At 72.4% G+C, this 18,360-nt stretch carries 16 protein-coding genes; 6 read left to right on the top strand and 10 right to left on the bottom strand.

Annotation, left to right across the window (positions count from 1 at the left end):
• Positions 1–6: 6 nt before the first annotated feature.
• Positions 7–621, top strand: coding sequence for a histidine phosphatase family protein (locus IG05_RS0122200; protein WP_030345110.1), 615 nt, complete (start codon positions 7–9; stop codon positions 619–621).
• Positions 622–759: 138 nt separating this feature from the next.
• Here IG05_RS0122200 and IG05_RS0122190 read toward each other — a convergent pair whose 3' ends face one another.
• The 7 genes from IG05_RS0122190 to IG05_RS0122160 form a co-directional block, all read right to left on the bottom strand.
• A complete protein-coding gene (locus IG05_RS0122190) occupies positions 760–2,145 on the bottom strand; it encodes an amino acid permease (protein ID WP_030345109.1) in 1,386 nt (461 codons plus the stop codon).
• A gap of 122 nt (positions 2,146–2,267) precedes the next feature.
• Positions 2,268–3,158 (bottom strand): TauD/TfdA dioxygenase family protein, encoded by an 891-nt coding sequence (locus IG05_RS0122185; RefSeq protein WP_030345108.1) that lies wholly within the window; start codon positions 3,156–3,158, stop codon positions 2,268–2,270.
• Positions 3,159–3,169: 11 nt separating this feature from the next.
• Positions 3,170–4,519: an LLM class flavin-dependent oxidoreductase gene (locus tag IG05_RS0122180; RefSeq protein ID WP_030345107.1), complete on the bottom strand. Its 1,350-nt coding sequence runs from the start codon at positions 4,517–4,519 to the stop codon at positions 3,170–3,172.
• Positions 4,516–5,250, bottom strand: coding sequence for an ABC transporter ATP-binding protein (locus tag IG05_RS0122175; RefSeq protein ID WP_030345105.1), 735 nt, complete (start codon positions 5,248–5,250; stop codon positions 4,516–4,518). Before IG05_RS0122175 ends, IG05_RS0122180 begins: the two co-directional genes overlap by 4 nt.
• Positions 5,226–6,074 (bottom strand): ABC transporter permease, encoded by an 849-nt coding sequence (locus tag IG05_RS0122170; protein ID WP_030345104.1) that lies wholly within the window; start codon positions 6,072–6,074, stop codon positions 5,226–5,228. The genes IG05_RS0122175 and IG05_RS0122170 overlap by 25 nt, the downstream gene beginning before the upstream one ends.
• Complete coding sequence (locus IG05_RS0122165; RefSeq protein ID WP_030345103.1) at positions 6,071–7,114, bottom strand: ABC transporter substrate-binding protein; 1,044 nt, start codon at positions 7,112–7,114, stop codon at positions 6,071–6,073. The genes IG05_RS0122170 and IG05_RS0122165 overlap by 4 nt, the downstream gene beginning before the upstream one ends.
• A gap of 216 nt (positions 7,115–7,330) precedes the next feature.
• A complete protein-coding gene (locus tag IG05_RS0122160) occupies positions 7,331–8,530 on the bottom strand; it encodes an ROK family transcriptional regulator (protein WP_030345102.1) in 1,200 nt (399 codons plus the stop codon).
• A gap of 424 nt (positions 8,531–8,954) precedes the next feature.
• Between IG05_RS0122160 and IG05_RS0122155 the strand changes: the two genes are divergently transcribed.
• A complete protein-coding gene (locus tag IG05_RS0122155; protein WP_030345101.1) occupies positions 8,955–9,533 on the top strand; it encodes a biotin transporter BioY in 579 nt (192 codons plus the stop codon).
• A 1,170-nt stretch (positions 9,534–10,703) separates the two neighbouring features.
• On the opposite strand, the gene IG05_RS0122150 is transcribed toward IG05_RS0122155, so the two are convergent.
• On the bottom strand, positions 10,704–12,122 hold the full coding sequence (locus IG05_RS0122150; RefSeq protein WP_030345100.1) for an amino acid permease: 1,419 nt from the start codon (positions 12,120–12,122) through the stop codon (positions 10,704–10,706).
• Positions 12,123–12,335: 213 nt separating this feature from the next.
• Here IG05_RS0122150 and IG05_RS0122145 point away from each other — a divergent pair, with 213 nt between their 5' ends.
• Positions 12,336–12,821: a ribose-5-phosphate isomerase gene (locus tag IG05_RS0122145; protein WP_030345099.1), complete on the top strand. Its 486-nt coding sequence runs from the start codon at positions 12,336–12,338 to the stop codon at positions 12,819–12,821.
• A gap of 71 nt (positions 12,822–12,892) precedes the next feature.
• A complete protein-coding gene (locus IG05_RS0122140; RefSeq protein ID WP_030345098.1) occupies positions 12,893–13,702 on the top strand; it encodes an Fpg/Nei family DNA glycosylase in 810 nt (269 codons plus the stop codon).
• A 13-nt stretch (positions 13,703–13,715) separates the two neighbouring features.
• Here the strand turns inward: IG05_RS0122140 and IG05_RS0122135 are convergent, their stop codons facing one another.
• Positions 13,716–14,954 carry a GNAT family N-acetyltransferase gene (locus IG05_RS0122135; RefSeq protein WP_030345097.1) on the bottom strand — a complete coding sequence of 413 codons (1,239 nt, stop codon included), beginning with the start codon at positions 14,952–14,954 and terminating at the stop codon, positions 13,716–13,718.
• 170 nt (positions 14,955–15,124) lie between these two features.
• Between IG05_RS0122135 and IG05_RS0122130 the strand changes: the two genes are divergently transcribed.
• Positions 15,125–16,297, top strand: coding sequence for a PP2C family protein-serine/threonine phosphatase (locus tag IG05_RS0122130; RefSeq protein WP_030345096.1), 1,173 nt, complete (start codon positions 15,125–15,127; stop codon positions 16,295–16,297).
• 60 nt (positions 16,298–16,357) lie between these two features.
• Positions 16,358–16,834, top strand: a complete 477-nt coding sequence (locus IG05_RS0122125) for an HD domain-containing protein (protein ID WP_030345095.1) — start codon at positions 16,358–16,360, stop codon at positions 16,832–16,834.
• Here the strand turns inward: IG05_RS0122125 and IG05_RS0122120 are convergent.
• Positions 16,831–18,009 (bottom strand): acyltransferase family protein, encoded by a 1,179-nt coding sequence (locus tag IG05_RS0122120; protein ID WP_037814419.1) that lies wholly within the window; start codon positions 18,007–18,009, stop codon positions 16,831–16,833. The two genes, IG05_RS0122125 and IG05_RS0122120, sit on opposite strands and share 4 nt — an antisense overlap.
• Positions 18,010–18,360: the final 351 nt, after the last annotated feature.

Raw genomic sequence — 18,360 nt, 5'->3', positions numbered from 1 at the left:
CTGCCCATGACTCCCACCACCCTCCTGCTGGCCCGGCACGGCCAGACCGTGTGGCACGCCGAGAACCGGTACGCCGGTGTGAGCGATGTGGCCCTGACGGACACCGGGCGCGACCAGGCCGAGGCGCTGGGGCGGTGGGCCGCCGGGCACCCGGTGGACGCGGTGTGGACCTCGCCCCTGTCCCGGGCGGTCGTCACCGCCGAGCCGGCCTGCCGGGCCCTCGGGCTCGTCCCGCGCCGCGAGGCCGGCCTGCGCGAGTGCGGTTTCGGCGTGCTGGAGGGCCGTACGCTCGCGGAGTTCGCGGTGGACGACCCGGCCGCGGCGGAGGCGTACCGCGCGGATCCGGTGGGGCACCCGTTCCCCGGCGCCGAGGACCCCCGCGCGGCGGCGGCACGCGGCACCGCGGCGCTGCGCCGGATCGCCGCCGCCCACCCCGGCGAGCGGGTCCTGGTCGTCGCCCACAACACCCTGCTCCGCCTGGTGCTGTGCTCCCTGCTGGGCATCCCGCTGTCCGAGTACCGCCGGGTCCTGCCGCAGCTGCGGAACGCGGCGCTGACCGAGCTGCGGATCGACGGCGAGCAGACCGCGCTGCTCGCCCTCAACCTCCCTACCTGCTGCTAAACTGCAATTGCAACAAGGTCGCAATAAGGCGCCTGCCCCTCGTGATCGTCTTCTCACCTTTCACGGCGGCGGGGAGCCCGAGCACCACGAAGGCCCCCACGTGACACACGTGGGGGCCTTCGCCGGACGGTACGGCGGTCAGCGCCGGGCGCGCATCCGCTGCCGGGCGTAGCCGACGGCCGCCAGGATCAGCGTCATCAGGCCCGTCGAGTACAGCTGCACCCGGGTGTCCGACTCACGGGCCATCAGGACGAAGATCCCGGCCATGCCGGCCAGCGCGAGCCAGGTCAGCCACGGGAACGCCCACATGCGCACGACCAGCTTCTCCGGGGCCTCGCGCTCGATGCGGCGGCGCAGCATCAGCTGGGACACCGCGATGAAGATCCAGACGACCAGGATGACCGCGCCGATCATGTTCAGCAGCCACTTGAAGGCGCCGTTCGGGCTCCAGTAGCTGAGCAGGACGCACACGAACCCGAGGACGCAGGAGACGAGCACCGCGATCCGCGGGACCCCGCCGAACAGCTTCGCCAGCACCTTCGGGCCCTGGCCGCGCTCGACCAGGGAGAAGGCGATGCGCGAGGAGCCGTAGATGTTGGCGTTCATCGCCGAGAGCAGGGCGACCAGCACGACGACGTTCATCAGCTGGCCGGCGCCGGGGATGCCGAGGTGGTCGAGCGTGGCGACGTACGGGCCCTTCTCGACGACGTCCTTGGAGTCCCACGGGACCAGGGTGACGACGACCAGCATGGAGCCGATGTAGAACAGGGCGATGCGCCACATCGCGGTGCGCACGGCGGAGGCCACGCCCTTGACCGGGTTCTCCGACTCGGCCGCGGCGATGGTGACCGTCTCCATGCCGCCGTAGGAGAAGACGGACGCCAGCAGGCCGATGATCAGGCCTTCGCTGCCGTGCGGGAGGAAGTGGCTGAGGTGCGAGGCACCGGGGGAGTCCGTGCCGGGCAGCACGCCCGCGATGGCCAGGGCCCCCAGGATCAGGAACAGGCTGATCGCGCCGACCTTCAGCGCGGCGAACCAGAACTCGAACTCGCCGAAGTTCTTCACGGCGGCCAGGTTGGTGCCGCAGAAGACGACCATGAACAGGGCCACCCACATCCACTCCGGCGTGCCGGGCAGCCAGCCGGAGACGATGTGCGCGGCGCCGATGCCCTCCAGGCCGACCGCCGTGCACAGCAGCACCCAGAACGACCAGCCGGCGGCGAAGCCCGCCCACGGGCCGATGGCCCGCTCGGCGTGCGCCGAGAAGGAGCCCGACGACGGGTAGACGGCGGACATCTCGCCGAGCATCCGCATCACCAGCATCACCAGGAGGCCGGAGACGGTGTAGGCGATCACGATGGACGGGCCGGCGGCGGCGATGCCGGCACCGGAACCGACGAAGAGTCCGGCGCCGATCACGCCGCCGAGGGCGATCATCGACAGATGGCGCTGCTTGAGGCCATGGGAGAGGGATCCGTCCGCCTGCTGCTGCGGCGGTGTCTCCTCGGTCGTACTACTGGGCATGGGCGCGGCTCCACCAGGGCAATGGGCGGGCAAAAACCCCGCCAGTGTGGGCGGCCCGTCCGCTCACGCGAAGGGACCGCCCACTATCCGGACACCTTGTCGTACGGTCCGTGAATATACGGCTACGCGGCCACGGGTGTGTAGTGGGAGGCGTCCCCTTCGATCGAGTAGCTTTCCTTGCCCTCGATGCCGACCGGGACGTCACCGGCGACGGTCACCCGGTGCAGGCGGCGCGGCAGGCCGTCGTAGTTGTCGATGGCGTAGTGCTGGGTGATGCGGTTGTCGAAGAGGACCAGCTGGTTCTCCGACCAGCGGTGGCGCAGCACGTTCTCCGGACGGGTGACGTACGCCTGGAGCAGGTCGAGGATCTTGCGGGACTCGCCGAGGGACAGGCCGGCGATCCGCTGCGCGAACCCGCCGACGAACAGCCCGCGCTCCCCGGTCAGCGGGTGGACGCGGACCACCGGGTGGGCGGTGCGGTACGTGATCGACGTGAATTGGGCGCGCTGCGCGGCCTTCTCCTCGTCGATCTCCTCGTCCGGCACCGCGTAGTCGTAGTCGTTGGTGTGCTCCGCCCACAGCGTGTCGGCCAGGCGGCGCAGCGGCTCGGGCAGGTCCTGGTAGGCCGCCGCCGCGTTGGCGATCAGCGTCTCCCCGCCGTACGGCGGGACGGTGAGCGAGCGCAGGGTGCTGGCCTGCGGCGGGTTGAGGACGAAGGTGACGTCCGTGTGCCAGTGGTTGGCGCGGCCCCGCTCGCTGTCGACCGGCAGCACGTTCGGGGCGCCGTCGACCGCACCGACCGTCGGGTGGGCCGTGGTCAGGTCGCCGAGGTGGCGGGCGAAGGCCTGCTGGCCGGCGTCGTCCAGGCGCACGTCGTCGAAGACGAGCGCCTTGTGGACGTTCAGGGCCTCCCGGACCGCGGTGACCTCCTCCGGGGCGAGCGGCCGGGAGATGTCGACGCCCGAGACGCGGGCGCCGATACGCGCGGTGACCTTGGTGATCTCGATGGACATGGGGGTTCCTCTCAGACGAGGGCGGGCGCGGGGGCGGGGGACAGGTACTGGTTGGCGGGGCGGGGCAGGCCGTAGCGCTCGCGCAGGGTCTGCCGCGGCCCGTACCCGGTGCGCAGCAGACCGCGGGCGCGCAGCAGGGGTACGACGTGCTCGACGAACGCCTCCAGACCGGAGGGCAGCACGGCCGGCATGATGTTGAAGCCGTCGGCGGCCCCCTGCGTGAACCAGGTCTCGATCTGGCCGGCGACCTGCTCGGGCGTCCCGGCGAAGGTGAGGTGCCCGCGCCCGCCGCCGAGCCGGCCGATCAGCTGCCGCACGGTGAGCCGCTCGCGCCGGGCCAGCTCCACCACGAGCGTGTAGCGGCTCTTGGCCCCCTCGATGGCGGACTCCGGCGGCAGGTCGGCGGGTAGCCGGCCGTCCAGCCGCAGCGTCCCGGCCGGCAGCTGCAGCAGGCTCTCCAGCCGGCCCACCCCGTGCTCGTACACGATGTGGTCCTCCAGCAGCTGCTCGGCGGCGCGCGCCTCGGCCTGCGTGGACCCGAGCACGGGGACGATTCCGGGCAGCACCTTCACGTGCTCCGGGTCCCGGCCCGCGGCCCGGGTACGGGACTTCAGGTCGGCGTAGAAGGCCTGCGCGCCGGCCAGTGTCTGCTGGGCGGTGAACACCGCCTCCGCGTACCGGGCGGCGAACGCCTTGCCGTCCTCCGACGAGCCGGCCTGCACCAGCAGCGGGTAGCCCTGCGGGGTGCGGGGCACGTTGAGGGCGCCCTCGACGCTGAAGTACGTCCCCTGGTGCCGGGGCGGGTGGATCTTGCTGTCGTCGCCCCAGACGCCGGCCGCCTTGTCGGCGACGATCGCGTCGTCCTCCCAGCTGTCCCACAGTTTCAGGGCCACGTCCAGGAACTCGGCGGCGCGCGCGTACCGCTCGGCGTGCGCCGGCTCCGCGTCGAGCCCGAAGTTCCGGGCGGCCTCCGCGCCGGCGGTGGTGACGATGTTCCAGCCGGCCCGGCCGCCGCTGACGATGTCCAGCGAGGCGAACCTGCGGGCCAGGTTGTACGGGGAGTTGTAGGAGGTGGAGGCGGTGGCGATCAGACCGATGTGCTCGGTCGCCGTCGCCAGCGCGGTCAGCAGGGTGAGCGGCTCCAGGGCGCCGGCCGGCCGCTGGGCGAGGCTGCCCCACAGCTGGGGGCCGTCGGCCAGGAACAGGGAGTCGAACGTGCCGCGCTCGGCGGTCCGGGCCAGGTGGACGTAGTGGCTCAGCTCCACGTGGGCGTACGGGTCGCTCTCCGGGAGCCGCCACGACGCCTCGTGGTGGCCGGTGTTCATCAGGAACGCGTTCAGGTGGAGCTTCCTCGTGGTCACCGGTGGTCCTCCGTGACACCCAGGGCGGCCAGCAGCCGCTCGCGGTACTCGCCCAGCACCGGCTCCCGGTAGGAGCGCGGGTGGGGATGGTCGATGGTCAGGTCGAGGCCGATGCGGCCGGAGTCCAGGACGAGGACCCGGTCGGCGAGCACGATCGCCTCGTCCACGTCGTGGGTGACGAGCAGCACCGAGGGCCGGTGGCGCTGCCACAGCTCCCGCAGCAGGGAGTGCATCCGGATCCGGGTCAGCGCGTCCAGCGCGCCGAACGGCTCGTCGGCCAGCAGCAGTTCCGGCTCGCGCACCAGGGAGCGGGCGAGCGCCGCCCGCTGGGCCTCGCCGCCGGACAGTTCACCCGGCCAGGCCCGCTCCCGGCCGCCCAGGCCGACCTCCGTCAGGGCCGCCCGGCCGCGTTCCCCGGCGTCCTTGCCGTCCAGGCCGAGCAGGACGTTGTCCAGCACCCGCCGCCAGGGCAGCAGCCGCGAGTCCTGGAAGACGACCGACACCCGCTCGGGCGCCGTCAGCCGCCCCTCGCCCGCCACCCCGTGGTCCAGGCCGGCGATCGCGCGCAGCAGGGTCGACTTGCCGGAGCCGCTGTGCCCGAGCAGTGCCGTGAACTGCCCGGCGGGCAGGTCCAGGTCGATGCCGTCGAGGACCGTACGGCCCCCGAACGAGCGGGTCAGGCCGCGCAGCCGCACGGCGGGCCGGGTCAGTTGCCGAGTGTGCGGCGCCACGGCAGCACCCTCCGTTCGATGAGTCGGACCACGCTGTCGGAGACCAGGCCGAAGACGCCGTAGATGAGCAGGCCGACCAGGATGACGTCGCTCTGGCCGTAGTTCTGCGCCTGGAACATCATGTAGCCGAGGCCGCTGGTCGCGTTGATCTGTTCCAGGACCACCAGGCCCACCCAGGAGCCGGTCACGCCGAGCCGGAGTCCCACGAAGAATCCGGGCAGCGCGCCGGGGATCACGACCTGGCGGACGAAGCCGAGCCGCGACAGGCCCTGCACCTCGGCGAGTTCGACGAACCGGCTGTCGATGCCGGACAGCGCGGCGTGCGTGTTCAGATAGATCGGTACGTAGACGACGATCGCGATGATGGCGATCTTGAAGGTCTCGCCGATGCCCAGCCAGAGGATGAACAGCGGGATCAGACCGAGGGTGGGGATCGCCCGGTTGAGCTGCACGGTCCCGTCGATCAGCGCCTCCCCGGCCCGGCTCAGACCGGAGACGAGCGCGAGCAGCACCCCGGCGGTCAGGCCGATCGCGAAGCCGTAGCCGGCCCGCTGCAGCGAGGTCAGCACGTCGGTGGGCAGTGTGCCGTCCGTCCACAGGTGGCCGGCCGTCCGCAGCACCGTCCAGGGCGCCGGGATCGCCCCCGGGTCGAGGGCTCCGGCGGCCGAGGCGGCGGCCCACGCGGCGAGCAGCGCCAGCGGGCCGGCCAGCCGGGCGGCAGGCAGCCGGCGGCCGGGGGACAGCCGGCGGCGCCTGCGGACCTGGGGGAGTTCCCCGGCGGCCGGCGCCGCCACGGCCGTCGTCGTCGTGGTCACGGCGGTCACCTCCGGTACTCCTCGGGTACGGCCTTGGCGGCGATGGCCTCGAAGCGGTGGTCGAACAGCGAGGACACGTCGAACTTCTTCACGAAGCCGCCCTCGGCGAGCAGGTCGGCGGTCTGCTGCTCCCAGCGGATGGCCTCGTCCCAGGAGGGCGGGAAGAGCGGCTTGTTGGCCAGCTCGGTGATGCCCCGGGCCTGGGCGAGGGTGAGGTTCTGCGTCTTGACGTAGAACTCCTCGTCCCACACGTCCGGGTGCTCGTACTGCCACACCTGGCCCTTGGCCCACTGCGGGATGTAGGCGGCGATCGCGGCGGCCTTCGCCGGGTCGTTCAGCACGGACTGCGGGGCCCACAGCAGGTTGAGCAGGTCGACGACGTCGGTGGGGATGGCGCGGGCGCCCTTGGGCCCGTACTGCTTCAGATAGGCGGGCGCCTGGCTGATGGCGAGCGGCGCCACGTCCACCTGACCGGACTGCAGGGCGGTGAAGAACTGGTTGCTGGTCAGCGGGACCAGCTTCACGTCGTCGTAGGCCAGGCCCGCCTTCTTCAGCGCCCGCAGCAGCACCACACCCTGCGCCTGGCCCTGGGAGAACGCGAGCTTCCTGCCCTTGAAGTCCGCCACCGTGCGCACGTCGCTGCCGGGCTTGGTGGCGAAGAGGTAGTTCGGCTTGCGGGTGATGTCGATCGCCACGATCTTCGCGTCGTAGCCCTGGTAGTGGGCCTGGATCGGCGGGATGCCGGCGTTGTTGGCGAGGTCCAGGGACTTGGCGCGGAACGCGTTGATCACGTCCGGGCCCGCCCCGATGTTCACCCAGTCGGACACCGTGAACGGCAGCTCGGGCAGCTTCGCCAGCCTGAACTGCAGCTGCTGCTGGCCCAGATAGGAGGCGATCTTCAGTCTGGTGCCGGCCGGGACCTTGGCGGCGAGCGGCTTGGTGGCGGCTCCGCTGGTGTCGGCGGCGGCGTCGCCCTGCGCGCAGCCGGACAGGCCGGCCACGGCGGCGGACGCGCCGAAAACGGAGGTGAGAAAGGCACGACGGTGCATGGGAGGACTCCCAGGAGAAAAAGAGCGGGAAAAGGCGGGGAAGGCAGGAGGAATTCCGGCGGACAAGGCCGGGGAAGAGGAGCTCACACAGCGGGAAACACGCGCTTCATGCGCGGCAATATGTCAGCAACAGAAGGTGCGACAGCTGGTGAAGGAGCTCATGACCAGGATGTTCCCGGTCATGCTCGCCCCCTGTCAACATTCCGAGTTTCTGAATTAAATACCCTGAGGTGACGCACCCAGCGGATCCCGGAACAGTGCGTCCAGGACGACCGATCCGCCCGCCACCGCCAGCACGGAATCCGGGAAACTCGTCGGCACGACGGCGGCGGAACGCTCCGGGCCGACCGCCTCCCGCAGTGCCTCCAGGCAGTCCTCGAAGTGCATGACACCGACCTCGGTGACCACGACCGTCTCCGGGTTCAGCACGTCCAGCAGCAGCCCGGCCGCCCGCCCCGTCGTCCGGGCCCGGTCCGCCAGCAGCCGCCGGGCCACCGGGTCCCCGCTCGCCGCCGCGGCCACCACGTGCATCGGGTTGGCCGAGCCGATCACCCCGGCCGCCCGCGCCCGCCGGCACAGCGTCCGCTCGCTCAACTCCACCTGGAGGCAGCCGGTACGGCCGCACGCGCACGGCTCGGTGCCGCCCGGCACCGGCAGATGGGCGATCGCACCGGCCGCGGACCGGGGCCCGTAGTGCACCTCGGCATGGGTGGCGAAGGCGGCGTCCACCACGTTGCCCACGAACAGGTGCAGCACGCTCCGGCTGCCCCGGGCCCGCCCGAACAGCCGCTCCCCGTGCACCAGCGCCCGCGCGTGCCCGTCCACCTCGACCGGCAGGCCGGTGCGGGCACCGAGCAGCTCCCGCACCGGCACGTCCCGCCAGCCCAGCAGCTCGTGCTCGACCACGGTGCCCGTCTCCCGGTCCACCCAGCCGCCCACCGCCACCCCGACCCCCAGCGGGCGCCGGTCCGGCATCCCGGCCAGCAGCCCCGCGAGCCCCTCGGACGCCCGCGCCAGCACCCGGCCCGGCTCGGTCCGCTCGTGCCGCAGCTCCCGCTGTGCCACCACCCGGCCGCGCAGATCCAGCAGCGCCACCGTCGTGTACGGCACGGCCACGTGCACCCCGGCGACCAGGAAGCGGGAGGCGTCCAGGTCGACGGGCACGTGCGGGCGGCCCATCCCGTTGGAGCGGCGGGGCGCGGCCGACTCCCGGATCAGGCCCCGCTCGGCGAGCCGGGCGCAGTGCTCGGTCACGGACGCGGGCGACAGCCCGGTCAGCCGGGCGATGGTGCTGCGCGCCACCGGCCCGTGCTCCAGCACGGAGCGCAGCACGACACTGGCGCTGGTGCGCCGCCGGTCGCTGTCGGCGGCACGCGGAACGGGGGAGGGCAGGGTGGGAACCGCGCTACGGGGCATGAGGACCGTCCTCTGGAACGGGGCCGACACGTCTCGGAGGACAGAGGCGCGCCGGAGCCCGCCCCTACCCGGGGCGGCGACAGGTGGCCGTGCCCTGGCGTCGCAGGTCGACATAGCGACGCGAGGTGAGATTCCGGGCCTGGGCAACCATGGCTGGAAGGGTAGGGCAGGAACGGTGAATCCGGCCAGACGACCCGGAGGCGTTTGGCGGGATTCCACAGCGCTCCCGGTGACCGGCCGAGTGACCTGCACGTCCCCGCCTCTGTGAGCAGGGTCACGACCGGACCTGTGTAACCGGCACCCTTTGTCCGGAGCCCACCAAGCTCGCGTTCCGTCCTTTGTCGAGCGCTGACGGTGATCGGCCCGCCGGGGCTGGGATAGCGTCACCGTGTCCCAGCATGTCCCCGTCACCCGCGGAGTACCCATGAGCACCGCTGCCGCCACCGCCCGCCCCCGCGAGGTACTCGCCGACCTGCTCCCCGCGTCCCGCGTCCGGGACGCGGCGCTCGTGCTCGGCGGCGCCGCGCTCACCGGCCTGGCCGCCCAGATCGCCGTGCCCGTCCCGGGCTCCCCGGTGCCGGTCACCGGCCAGACCTTCGCCGCCCTGCTGGTCGGCACGGCGCTCGGCGCGAGCCGGGGCCTCGCCGCGCTCGCCGTGTACGCGCTCGCCGGACTCGCCGGTGTGCCGTGGTTCGCCCACGCCACCTCCGGAGTCTCCGTCTCCTTCGGCTACATCCTCGGCATGCTGCTGGCGTCCACCGTCGTGGGCGCCCTGGCCCGCCGCGGCGCCGACCGCTCGGTGCTGCGCATGGCCGGCACGATGCTGCTGGGCGAGGCGATCATCTACGCGATCGGCGTGCCGTACCTGGCCTACGCCGCCGACCTGTCCGCCTCCCAGGCCCTCGCCGCCGGTTTCACCCCGTTCCTGATCGGCGACGCCGTGAAGGCGGCCCTGGCGATGGGCCTGCTGCCCACCGCGTGGAAGCTCGCCGACAAGCGCTGACGCGCTGCTTCCCGCCCCAGAGGCTCGCCGGGTCCCGGACCCGGGCGGGCCTCTTGCGCTTTCCGGGGCCGTGCCCCTGTTTCCCGGCCGCCGGCACCCACGCCGGCAACCGCCCGAGGCGTACGGCCCCCCGCCCGCGCGCGGCGCACCTCTGCTCACCAGCGCCGGCTTGCATGGTCCCGCTCGCGCGCGGCGCCCCCCCGCTCCGGCTCGCACGGCCCCGCTCGCGCGCGGCGCCCCCCCCGCTCCGGCTCGCACGGCCCCGCTCGCGCGCGGCGCACCTCCGCTCACCAGCACTGGCCCGCACGGCCCCGCTTGCGCGCGGCGCACCTCCGCTCACCAGCGCCGACCAGCACGGCCCCGCCCGTGCGCGGCGCACCCGCGCTCACCAGCACTGGCCCGCACGGCCCCGCTCGCGCTCGGCGCACCTCCGCTCGCCAGCACCGACCAGCACGGCCCCGCCCGTGCGCGGCGCACCTCTGCTCACCAGCACTGGCCGGCATGGCCCTGCCCGCGCTCGGCGCACCTCCGCTCTCCAGCACTGGCTCGCATGGCCCCGCTCGCGCGCGGCGCACCTCCGCTCGCCAGCGCCGGCTCGCACGGCCCCGCTCGCGCTCGGCGCCCCCCGCTCACCAGCACTGGCTCGCATGGCCCTGCCCGCGCTCGGCGCACCTCCGCTCGCCAGCACTGGCCCGCACGGCCCCGCTCGCGCTCGGCGCACCCGCGCTCGCCAGCACCGGCTCGCATGGCCCCGCTCGCGCTCGGCGCACCCGCGCTCGCCAGCACCGGCTCGCATGGCCCCGCTCGCGCTCGGCGCACCTCCGCTCTCCAGCACTGGCTCGCATGGCCCCGCTCGCGCGCGGCGCCCCCCCCGCTCACCAGCGCCGGCTCGCACGGCCCCGCTCGCGCTCGGCGCCCCCCGCTCACCAGCACCGACCAGCACGGCCCCGCCCGCGCTCCGCGCACCCCCGCTCCGGCCCGCACGGCTCGGCCGTCGCGTCGACCGCCGCTCACGCAGGGAGATCCCAGGCTCCTCGCGGTGCTGCCGGCCGCCCCCACCCGGACCCTACGTGCCACGGGGCGGGCGGTGGTCCCGGGTCCGGGAACGCCACAGGGCCGCACAGCCTGACGGTTGCGTCAGGTCATGCGGCCCTGCCGGTGCGGGTCGGGTCAGCCGACGGACACCTTGTCGGCCGGTGCCTCGGCCGCCGGAGCCGGGCGGCCCGCCCGGATCCGCTCCTTCACCACGGCGATCACCAGCACGACCGCCGCGACCAGCAGCGACAGCAGCACGGTCTCCCGGCCGTCGTGCTCGGTGTCGAACAGCATGTACACCAGCACGCCCACGATCAGCGTGGCCGTCGCCCAGGTCAGGTACGGGTACAGCCACATCCGCACGACGAGCTTCTCCGGTGCCTCGCGCTGGATGATCTTCCGCATCCGCAGCTGCGAGAAGCAGATGACCAGCCACACGAACAGGGCCACCGCGCCGGAGGAGTTGACGAGGAAGAGGAAGATCTTGTCCGGGGACAGGTAGTTGAAGAAGACGGCGACGAAGCCGAACACGACCGACGCGAGGATCGCCGCCATCGGCACGCCCTGGCTGTTGACGCGGGCGAACGCCTTCGGCGCGTCGCCCCGCTCGCCGAGCGAGAAGGCCATGCGGGAGGCCGTGTACAGGCCGGAGTTCAGACAGGACAGCACCGAGGTCAGCACGATGAAGTTCATGATCTGACCGGCGTGCGCGATGCCCAGCGAGTCCAGGGCGGCGACGTAGGAGCCGTCCTTCTTGATGGACGGGTCGTTCCACGGCAGCAGCGAGACCACGATCAGGATCGAGCCGAGGTAGAAGACGCCGATCCGCCAGATGATGCTGTTGGTGGACTTGGTGACCGCACGCTGCGGGTCCTCGGACTCGCCGGCCGCCAGGGTGGCGATCTCGCTGCCCATGAAGGAGAAGACGACCAGCAGGACACCGGTGAGGATCGCGCCCGGCCCGTGCGGCAGGAAGCCGCCGTGCGAGGTGAGGTTGCCGAAGGATGCCTTCTCGGCGTCCACGCCCGGCAGCACGCCGAACACGGCGAGCAGACCGACGACGATGAACGCGCCGATCGCCACGACCTTGATGCCGGCGAACCAGAACTCGAACTCACCGTAGGAGCCGACGGAGACCAGGTTGGTCGCGGTCAGCACGATCATCACGATGAGCGCCCAGCCCCACTGCGGGACGGCCGGGATCCAGCCTTCGAGGATCTTCGCGCCGGCGGTCGCCTCGACGGCGAGCACGACGACCCAGAAGAACCAGTAGAGCCAGCCGATGGAGAACCCGGCCCAGCGGCCCAGCGCACGGTCGGCGTGCGCGGAGAAGGAGCCGGAGGTCGGATTGGCCGCGGACATCTCGCCGAGCATGCGCATCACGAGCACGACGAGCGTGCCGACGAGGGCGTACGACAGGAGGATGCCGGGTCCCGCGGTGGCGATGCCCGAGCTGGAACCGACGAAGAGGCCGGCTCCGATGACACCACCGATCGCGATCATCGTCAGATGGCGGTTTTTCAGTCCTGCTTGGAGGCCCGAACCAGGGGTCATGGACGGATTTCCTTTGCGCCAGGTGAAGCTGCCCGTACGAGCGGTGTACGAGTCGGTCCAGTGAATCCGAGGCGAACGAATTCGGGAACCTCTGAATCCGGATTGTTACTTGAGGTTTCCTTGAGGATCTATGGCCTGGCTCACAGCTTTCCTGTCGATCAATCCTCGACACCCGGGGCTGCTGCCCGGAAACGGGCGTGTCACACTCGTGGCATGCGCGTGTACCTCGGCTCCGACCATGCGGGCTACGAACTCAAGAACCACCTCGCCGAGTGGCTGAAGGCCGCCGGCCACGAGCCCGTCGACTGCGGGCCGCACATCTACGACGCCCAGGACGACTACCCGCCCTTCTGCCTCCGCGCCGCGGAGCGGACGGCCGCGGACCCGGACGCCCTCGGCATCGTGATCGGCGGCTCCGGCAACGGTGAGCAGATCGCCGCGAACAAGGTGAAGGGCGTGCGCGCGGCGCTGGCCTGGAGCGAGGAGACGGCGGCGCTCGGACGCCAGCACAACGACGCCAACGTGGTGGCCGTGGGTGCGCGGATGCACAGCACGGAGGAGGCGACCAAGTTCGTCGAGGTCTTCCTGAACACCCCGTTCTCCGGTGACCAGCGTCACATCCGCCGCATCGACATGCTGGCGGCGTACGAGACGACGGGCGACCTCCCGCCGATCCCGCCCCACCACCCCCAGCAGTAGCCTCGCCGATCACTCCCGCCCACCCGGCACGGGTGGGCGGTCGGGCGGAGAACCGAAAGGACACCCCCGCCGTGCCGGAAGGGCACACGATCCACCGGCTGGCCCGGGACTACGCCGAACGCTTCCTCGGCACGGCGCCCCGCGTCACCAGCCCCCAGGGCAAGTTCTCCGACGCCGCCGCCCTCCTGGACCGTACCGGGCTGACCGCCACCGAAGCCCACGGCAAGCACCTCTTCCTGGGTTTCCGGGACGCCGACTGGATCCACATCCACCTGGGCCTCTTCGGCAAGGTCGGCTTCGGCGACGCCCCGGCGCCCCCGCCCACCGACACCGTCCGGCTGCGGCTCGCGACCGGCACCTCGTACGTCGACCTGCGCGGCCCCACCACCTGCGCCCTGATCACGGACGCCGAGAAGCAGGCGATCCACGACCGGCTCGGCCCCGACCCGCTGCGCGAGGACGCCGACCCGGGCACGGCGTACCGGAGGATCTCCCGCAGCCGTACGACGATCGCCGCCCTGCTCATGGACCAGAAGATCGTCGCCGGCGTCGGCAACGTCTACCGCGCCGAGGTCCTCTTCCGGCACGGCATCGACCCCTACCGCGCCGGCCGGGACATCACCCCGGCCGAGTGGGACGCCCTCTGGGCCGACCTGGTGGACCTGATGCGGGAGGGCGTGCGGAACAACCGGATCGACACCGTCCGCCCGGAGCACACCCCGGAGGCGATGGGCCGCCCGCCCCGCGTGGACGACCACGGCGGCGAGGTCTACGTCTACCGCCGCGCCACCCTGCCCTGCCACGTCTGCGGCAGCGGGATCCGCACCGCAGGCCTCGCCGCCCGCAACCTCTTCTGGTGCCCCGGCTGCCAGCGGCACTGAGCGGACGAAGGCCCTAGAACCCGTGCGGGAACCACGGGGCCACCGGTGAGCCGAAGGCCACCGACGCCTCCGTCAGCGCCCCCGGCCCCAGCTCCCGTACCCGCCCGGCCGCCGCAAGCGACAGCAGGCTCACCCCGCCCAGGTAGGCCGCGCCCAGCTCCCGCACGGACAGGGCGACGTCGGCCGCGTCCGCCGTACGCTCGCAGGACGCGCCCTTCGCGTCGCCCGTCAGCCGCCACCGCCCCGCGTTCCAGGGGCAGAAGGCGTCCTCGACCTCGAACACCACGTCCACGGGCGTGAGGTACGTACGGGCCGACAGGGCCGCTCCCACGTCCACGAGACGGACGTACCCGGCGTCCCGCTGCTGCGGCAGACAGCGGCGCAGGTCGGAGACCAGGTGCTGCCAGGCGTCGTCGACCGGCCGGGCCCGCACCTTCAGCGTCGTCATCAGGTCGATGCCGAACAGGAAGCGCCACAGCGCGGCCTCGCTCGCCGGATCGAGGGCGGCCAGGTCCTCCACGGTCACCGTGCCGTCGTGACCGCTCGGCCCCCAGCCCATCTTGGTGCGGAAGCGCGCGTACCCGGTGACCTCGCCGTCCCGCTCGGCGACCACGCACTGCAGCGCCGACGCACCCTCCCGCCCGCTCTCCGGATCGACCAGCGCGGCCCGCTCCCAGCCGGGCTGCCGGGCCAGCATGCCCGGGCGGCGGGGCAGCAGGGCCGCGTACACCGCCTCGCACTCCGCGAGGACGCCGTCGGGCGGCGCGTAGCGCACGCGGACCTCGTCGGTGCCCGCCGGCACCGCCAGGGTGACGCGGCCGGTGTCGATCTCGGCGCCGAGCTGGAAGGTCGCCGTGCCGTACCCGAAACGGCCGTAGATCGCGGGTTCGGAGGCGAACAGCGCGGCCAGCGGCTCGCCCTTGGCGCGCGCGTCGTCCAGCAGCCGCCGCATCATCGACGTCAGCACCCCGCGCCGCCGGTGCGTCGCGGCCACGCTGATCATCGTCACCCCGGCCGTGGGCACCACCGCGCCGCCCGGCACGGTCATCCGGAAGCTGACGGCCCCGCCCGTACCGACGAGCGTGTCCCCGTCCCAGACGCCCAGGGAGCGGCCGAACTCGGTGACGGACCGGTCCAGTTCGCGTTCCTCGGCCGAGGACGGGCCGCCGAAGGCCCGGTTCAGGTGGTCCCACCACCGGTCGAACTCCTCCGGGCGCAACGGCTTCAACTCGGTTCCGTGGTCAGTCCCCATGGACCATGCCTATCAAGGCGAAGCGGGACCAGCCACCGAATTTCGCCCCGGCCGCAGCCCGGCGGACCGCCGGCGAACCGGTCGGCGAACGGCGGAGCGGAATCCCGCAGGGGGGACAAGTGGGACCTCCCGTGCCAAGCAGCCGGTCCGCTGGATAGGGTCCCGGACTAATGGCAGCAGGACGACAGCGGCGCGCGAAGGCCGAGACGTTCACGGCCCGGTGGAAGAAGCAGTGGCACCGGGTCCGCGTCGGCCTGCGCAGAAGCGCCGTGGACTACTTCCGCGGGGACGGCTCGGACTGGATCGCCTTCGCCGGCCTGCTGCTGACCGTCCCGGTCCTCGCGGCCATGACCCTGCTGGACTCGGTGTGGTGCTCACCGGCCACCCTGGTGCTGCCGATCGTCGCCGGCGGCCTGCTGCTGCGCCCGGCGAGCCTGCTCGGCCTGTACGCGGCGGCGGCCACCGCGCTGATCGTGGAGTCGGTACGGCTCGGCCCCTACACCGAGGGCCCCTCCCGGGTCACCCCGGGCATCGTCCTGGTGGTCGCCGCGTGCGGCTTCTTCGGGCTGCTGACCGCGCAGTTCCGCAGCCGGGTCGGCGTGCCCTGGCGGCGCGGCGGCACCATGCTGTTCGACCTGCGCGAGCGGATCCGGGTGCAGAGCAAGCTGCCGAAACTGCCGCAGGGCTGGCACCACGAGATGGCGCTGCGGCCGGCGGGCGGCCAGTCGTTCTCCGGTGACTTCGTGGTCGCGGCCCGCACCAACGGCGGGCGCACCCTGGAGGTCGTCCTCACGGACGTGTCCGGCAAGGGCATGGACGCGGGTTCGCGGGCCCTGCTGCTCTCGGGCGCCTTCGGCGGCCTGCTCGGCTCCCTGCCCCCGCACGCCTTCCTCCCCGCGGCGAACGGCTACCTGCTGCGCCAGGACTGGGAGGAGGGCTTCGCCACCTCCATCCACCTGGTCCTGGACCTGGACTCCGGTGACTACGAGCTGTACTCCGCCGGACATCCGCCGGGGCTCCAGCTGAGCGCGGGCAGCGGGCGCTGGGAGGAGAAGGCCGCCGAGGGCCCGCTGCTCGGGGTGTACGACGGCGCCCAGTTCGACCCCGTGAAGGGCTCCCTGCGCCCCGGCGACGTCCTGATGCTCTTCACGGACGGCCTGGTGGAGACCTCCGACCGCGACATCGTCGAGGGCATCGACCGCCTCACCGGCGAGGCCGACCGCTACGTCTCCGGCGGCTTCCACGGCGCCGCGTGGCACCTGATCGAGGCGGTGGCGAAGGACGTCAACGACGACCGGGCCCTCCTGCTCATCTGCCGCCAGCCCCCGTCGAACCACCGCTGACCCGCCGGGGAACACGACCGCGGGACGACCCGGCCGCGCCCGGCGGGAGACACTGCCCCCATGACCCCTCTCACGCTCGCCGAGGTGGAAGCCCTCGCCCGCGCCGCCCACGAGGGCCAGACCGACAAGGCGGGGCGGCCGTACGCCGAGCACCTCGCCGCCGTCGCCGAAGGCGTCCGCGCACGCGGCGGCGACGCGGATCAGATCGCGGCGGCCTGGCTGCACGACTCCGTCGAGGACGACGCCCTCACCCGCGACCGGCTGGCCGCCGCCGCCCTGACCCCGCGTACCAAGGCCATCGTGGACGCCCTCACCAAGCGCCCCGGCGAGGCACCGGAGGCGTACGCGCGCCGGATCCTCGCCACCCCGGGCGCCCCGCTGGTGAAGGAGGCCGACCTGGCGCACAACGCCGACCCGGACCGCCTCGCCGTCCTGGACGGGCCGACCCGCAGACGACTGACCGAGAAGTACGCCCGCATGCGCGCCCTCCTCGGCCAGGGACCGGGCCGGGAACGGGGACCTGAGCGGACCGGCTAGACCCCGGCCGTCTCCCGCGGCTTCTGCCGCTCGCGGGCCAGCTCGGCCGCGTCCTGCCGGAACGCCCACTCCATCCTCGGCTCCATCGCGAACCGGAACACGCGCCGCACCGGCCCGGTGCACAGCAGAGTGACGGCGGCCCCCGCCAGCAGGGTCACCGTGATCTCGCCGAGCGGCCGGTGCAGCCACGGGTGCTCGAACCAGCCCCGGTAGTCACCGAACTTCACCAGGAAGCCGTGCAGCAGATAGCCGTAGAGCGTGCCCGCGCCGAGCGCCGTGAACCACATCCGCCGGCGCGGCACCCAGGCGAAGAAGCAGGCCGTCAGCACCAGCGAGCAGCCCATCATGGCGAGCGTCATCACCGGCCCGCACCACCAGGGCGCGCCCAGCTCCTGCGCCGAGTCCCGGTGGTAGAACCACCCGGTGTTCATGCGCGGGACCGCCCACCAGCCGACCGCCAGCGCCGCCGCGAACACCGGCACCGACACCACCCGCACCCAGCGCCGGCGCACCAGGTGGAAGTGCTCCGGCTTCATGCACAGGCCGAGCACGAAGTACGGCAGGAACTGCAGGACACGCTGCAGATCGAGGTCGTCACCGATGTTCGGGCTGACGGTCGCCAGCATGGCGATGCCGAGGGCCACCGGCAGCGGCCAGCGCACCAGCTTCCAGACGGGCGTGGTCAGCCGCCAGACGAACAGGGCGACCAGGAACCAGGTGAGGTACCAGGGATCGAGGAGGCTGATCTCCTCGTGCGAACCGGTGACGGCGTTCTTGAAGAGCGGGTACGCCGTCTCGAACAGGACGTACGGCACGACGACGCCGGTGATCAGCCGCTTCAGCCGGTCCGGCCGCATGTCGAAACTGCGCGAGAAGAAGCCGGAGACGATGATGAACGCCGGCATGTGGAAGGCGTACACGACGGTGTACACACCCTCCAGGATGCGGCTGTCGCCCTTCAACGGCTCCCACGAGTGCCCCATCGCGACCAGCACGATGGCCAGGTACTTGGCGTTGTCGAAGAAGGAGTCGCGCTGCCTGCCGGGTCTGTCCGCCTTCGGCCGCGGTTCCGGTGCGCTCAGCGGGGTACGCGGACCGGGCACCCCGTCCACCGGCTGCTGTGCCGGGGGGAGTGGTCTGCGGTTCTGGCCGGGGGACGAGGCGGCGTCAAACATCTCAGGCACCCTAGCGTCGTCTGTGGGATTTCGTAAAACCCCCGCAGTCATTCCTGGTTATCCCCTCCGGGTACCCGCTTATTTCCCGAACGTGCCTCTCTTGTCCACGTGATGACGGGCACGCACGGGTCGTCAGTTCACCCTCGATGTCCCGATTCATCCTGACTAATTAGGGCATACCTCTTTCCTGTGCCGTCAATTCCAATTACCTGGGCGCATGATGTGTGGGCATGGAAACGAACTCGCTTAATTTCCCGGCGAGTCGGGTGCGCGGCCCCCTCGAATTACCGTGCGGCGCATCGCCCGCACCGGGATCCGTCTCCGACGTTGTGTCATGGGCCGCATAGGGCG

Source organism: Streptomyces sp. NRRL S-1022, assembly GCF_000720135.1.
Lineage (GTDB): Bacteria > Actinomycetota > Actinomycetes > Streptomycetales > Streptomycetaceae > Streptomyces.
This window is presented reverse-complemented; position numbering and strand designations above follow the sequence as displayed.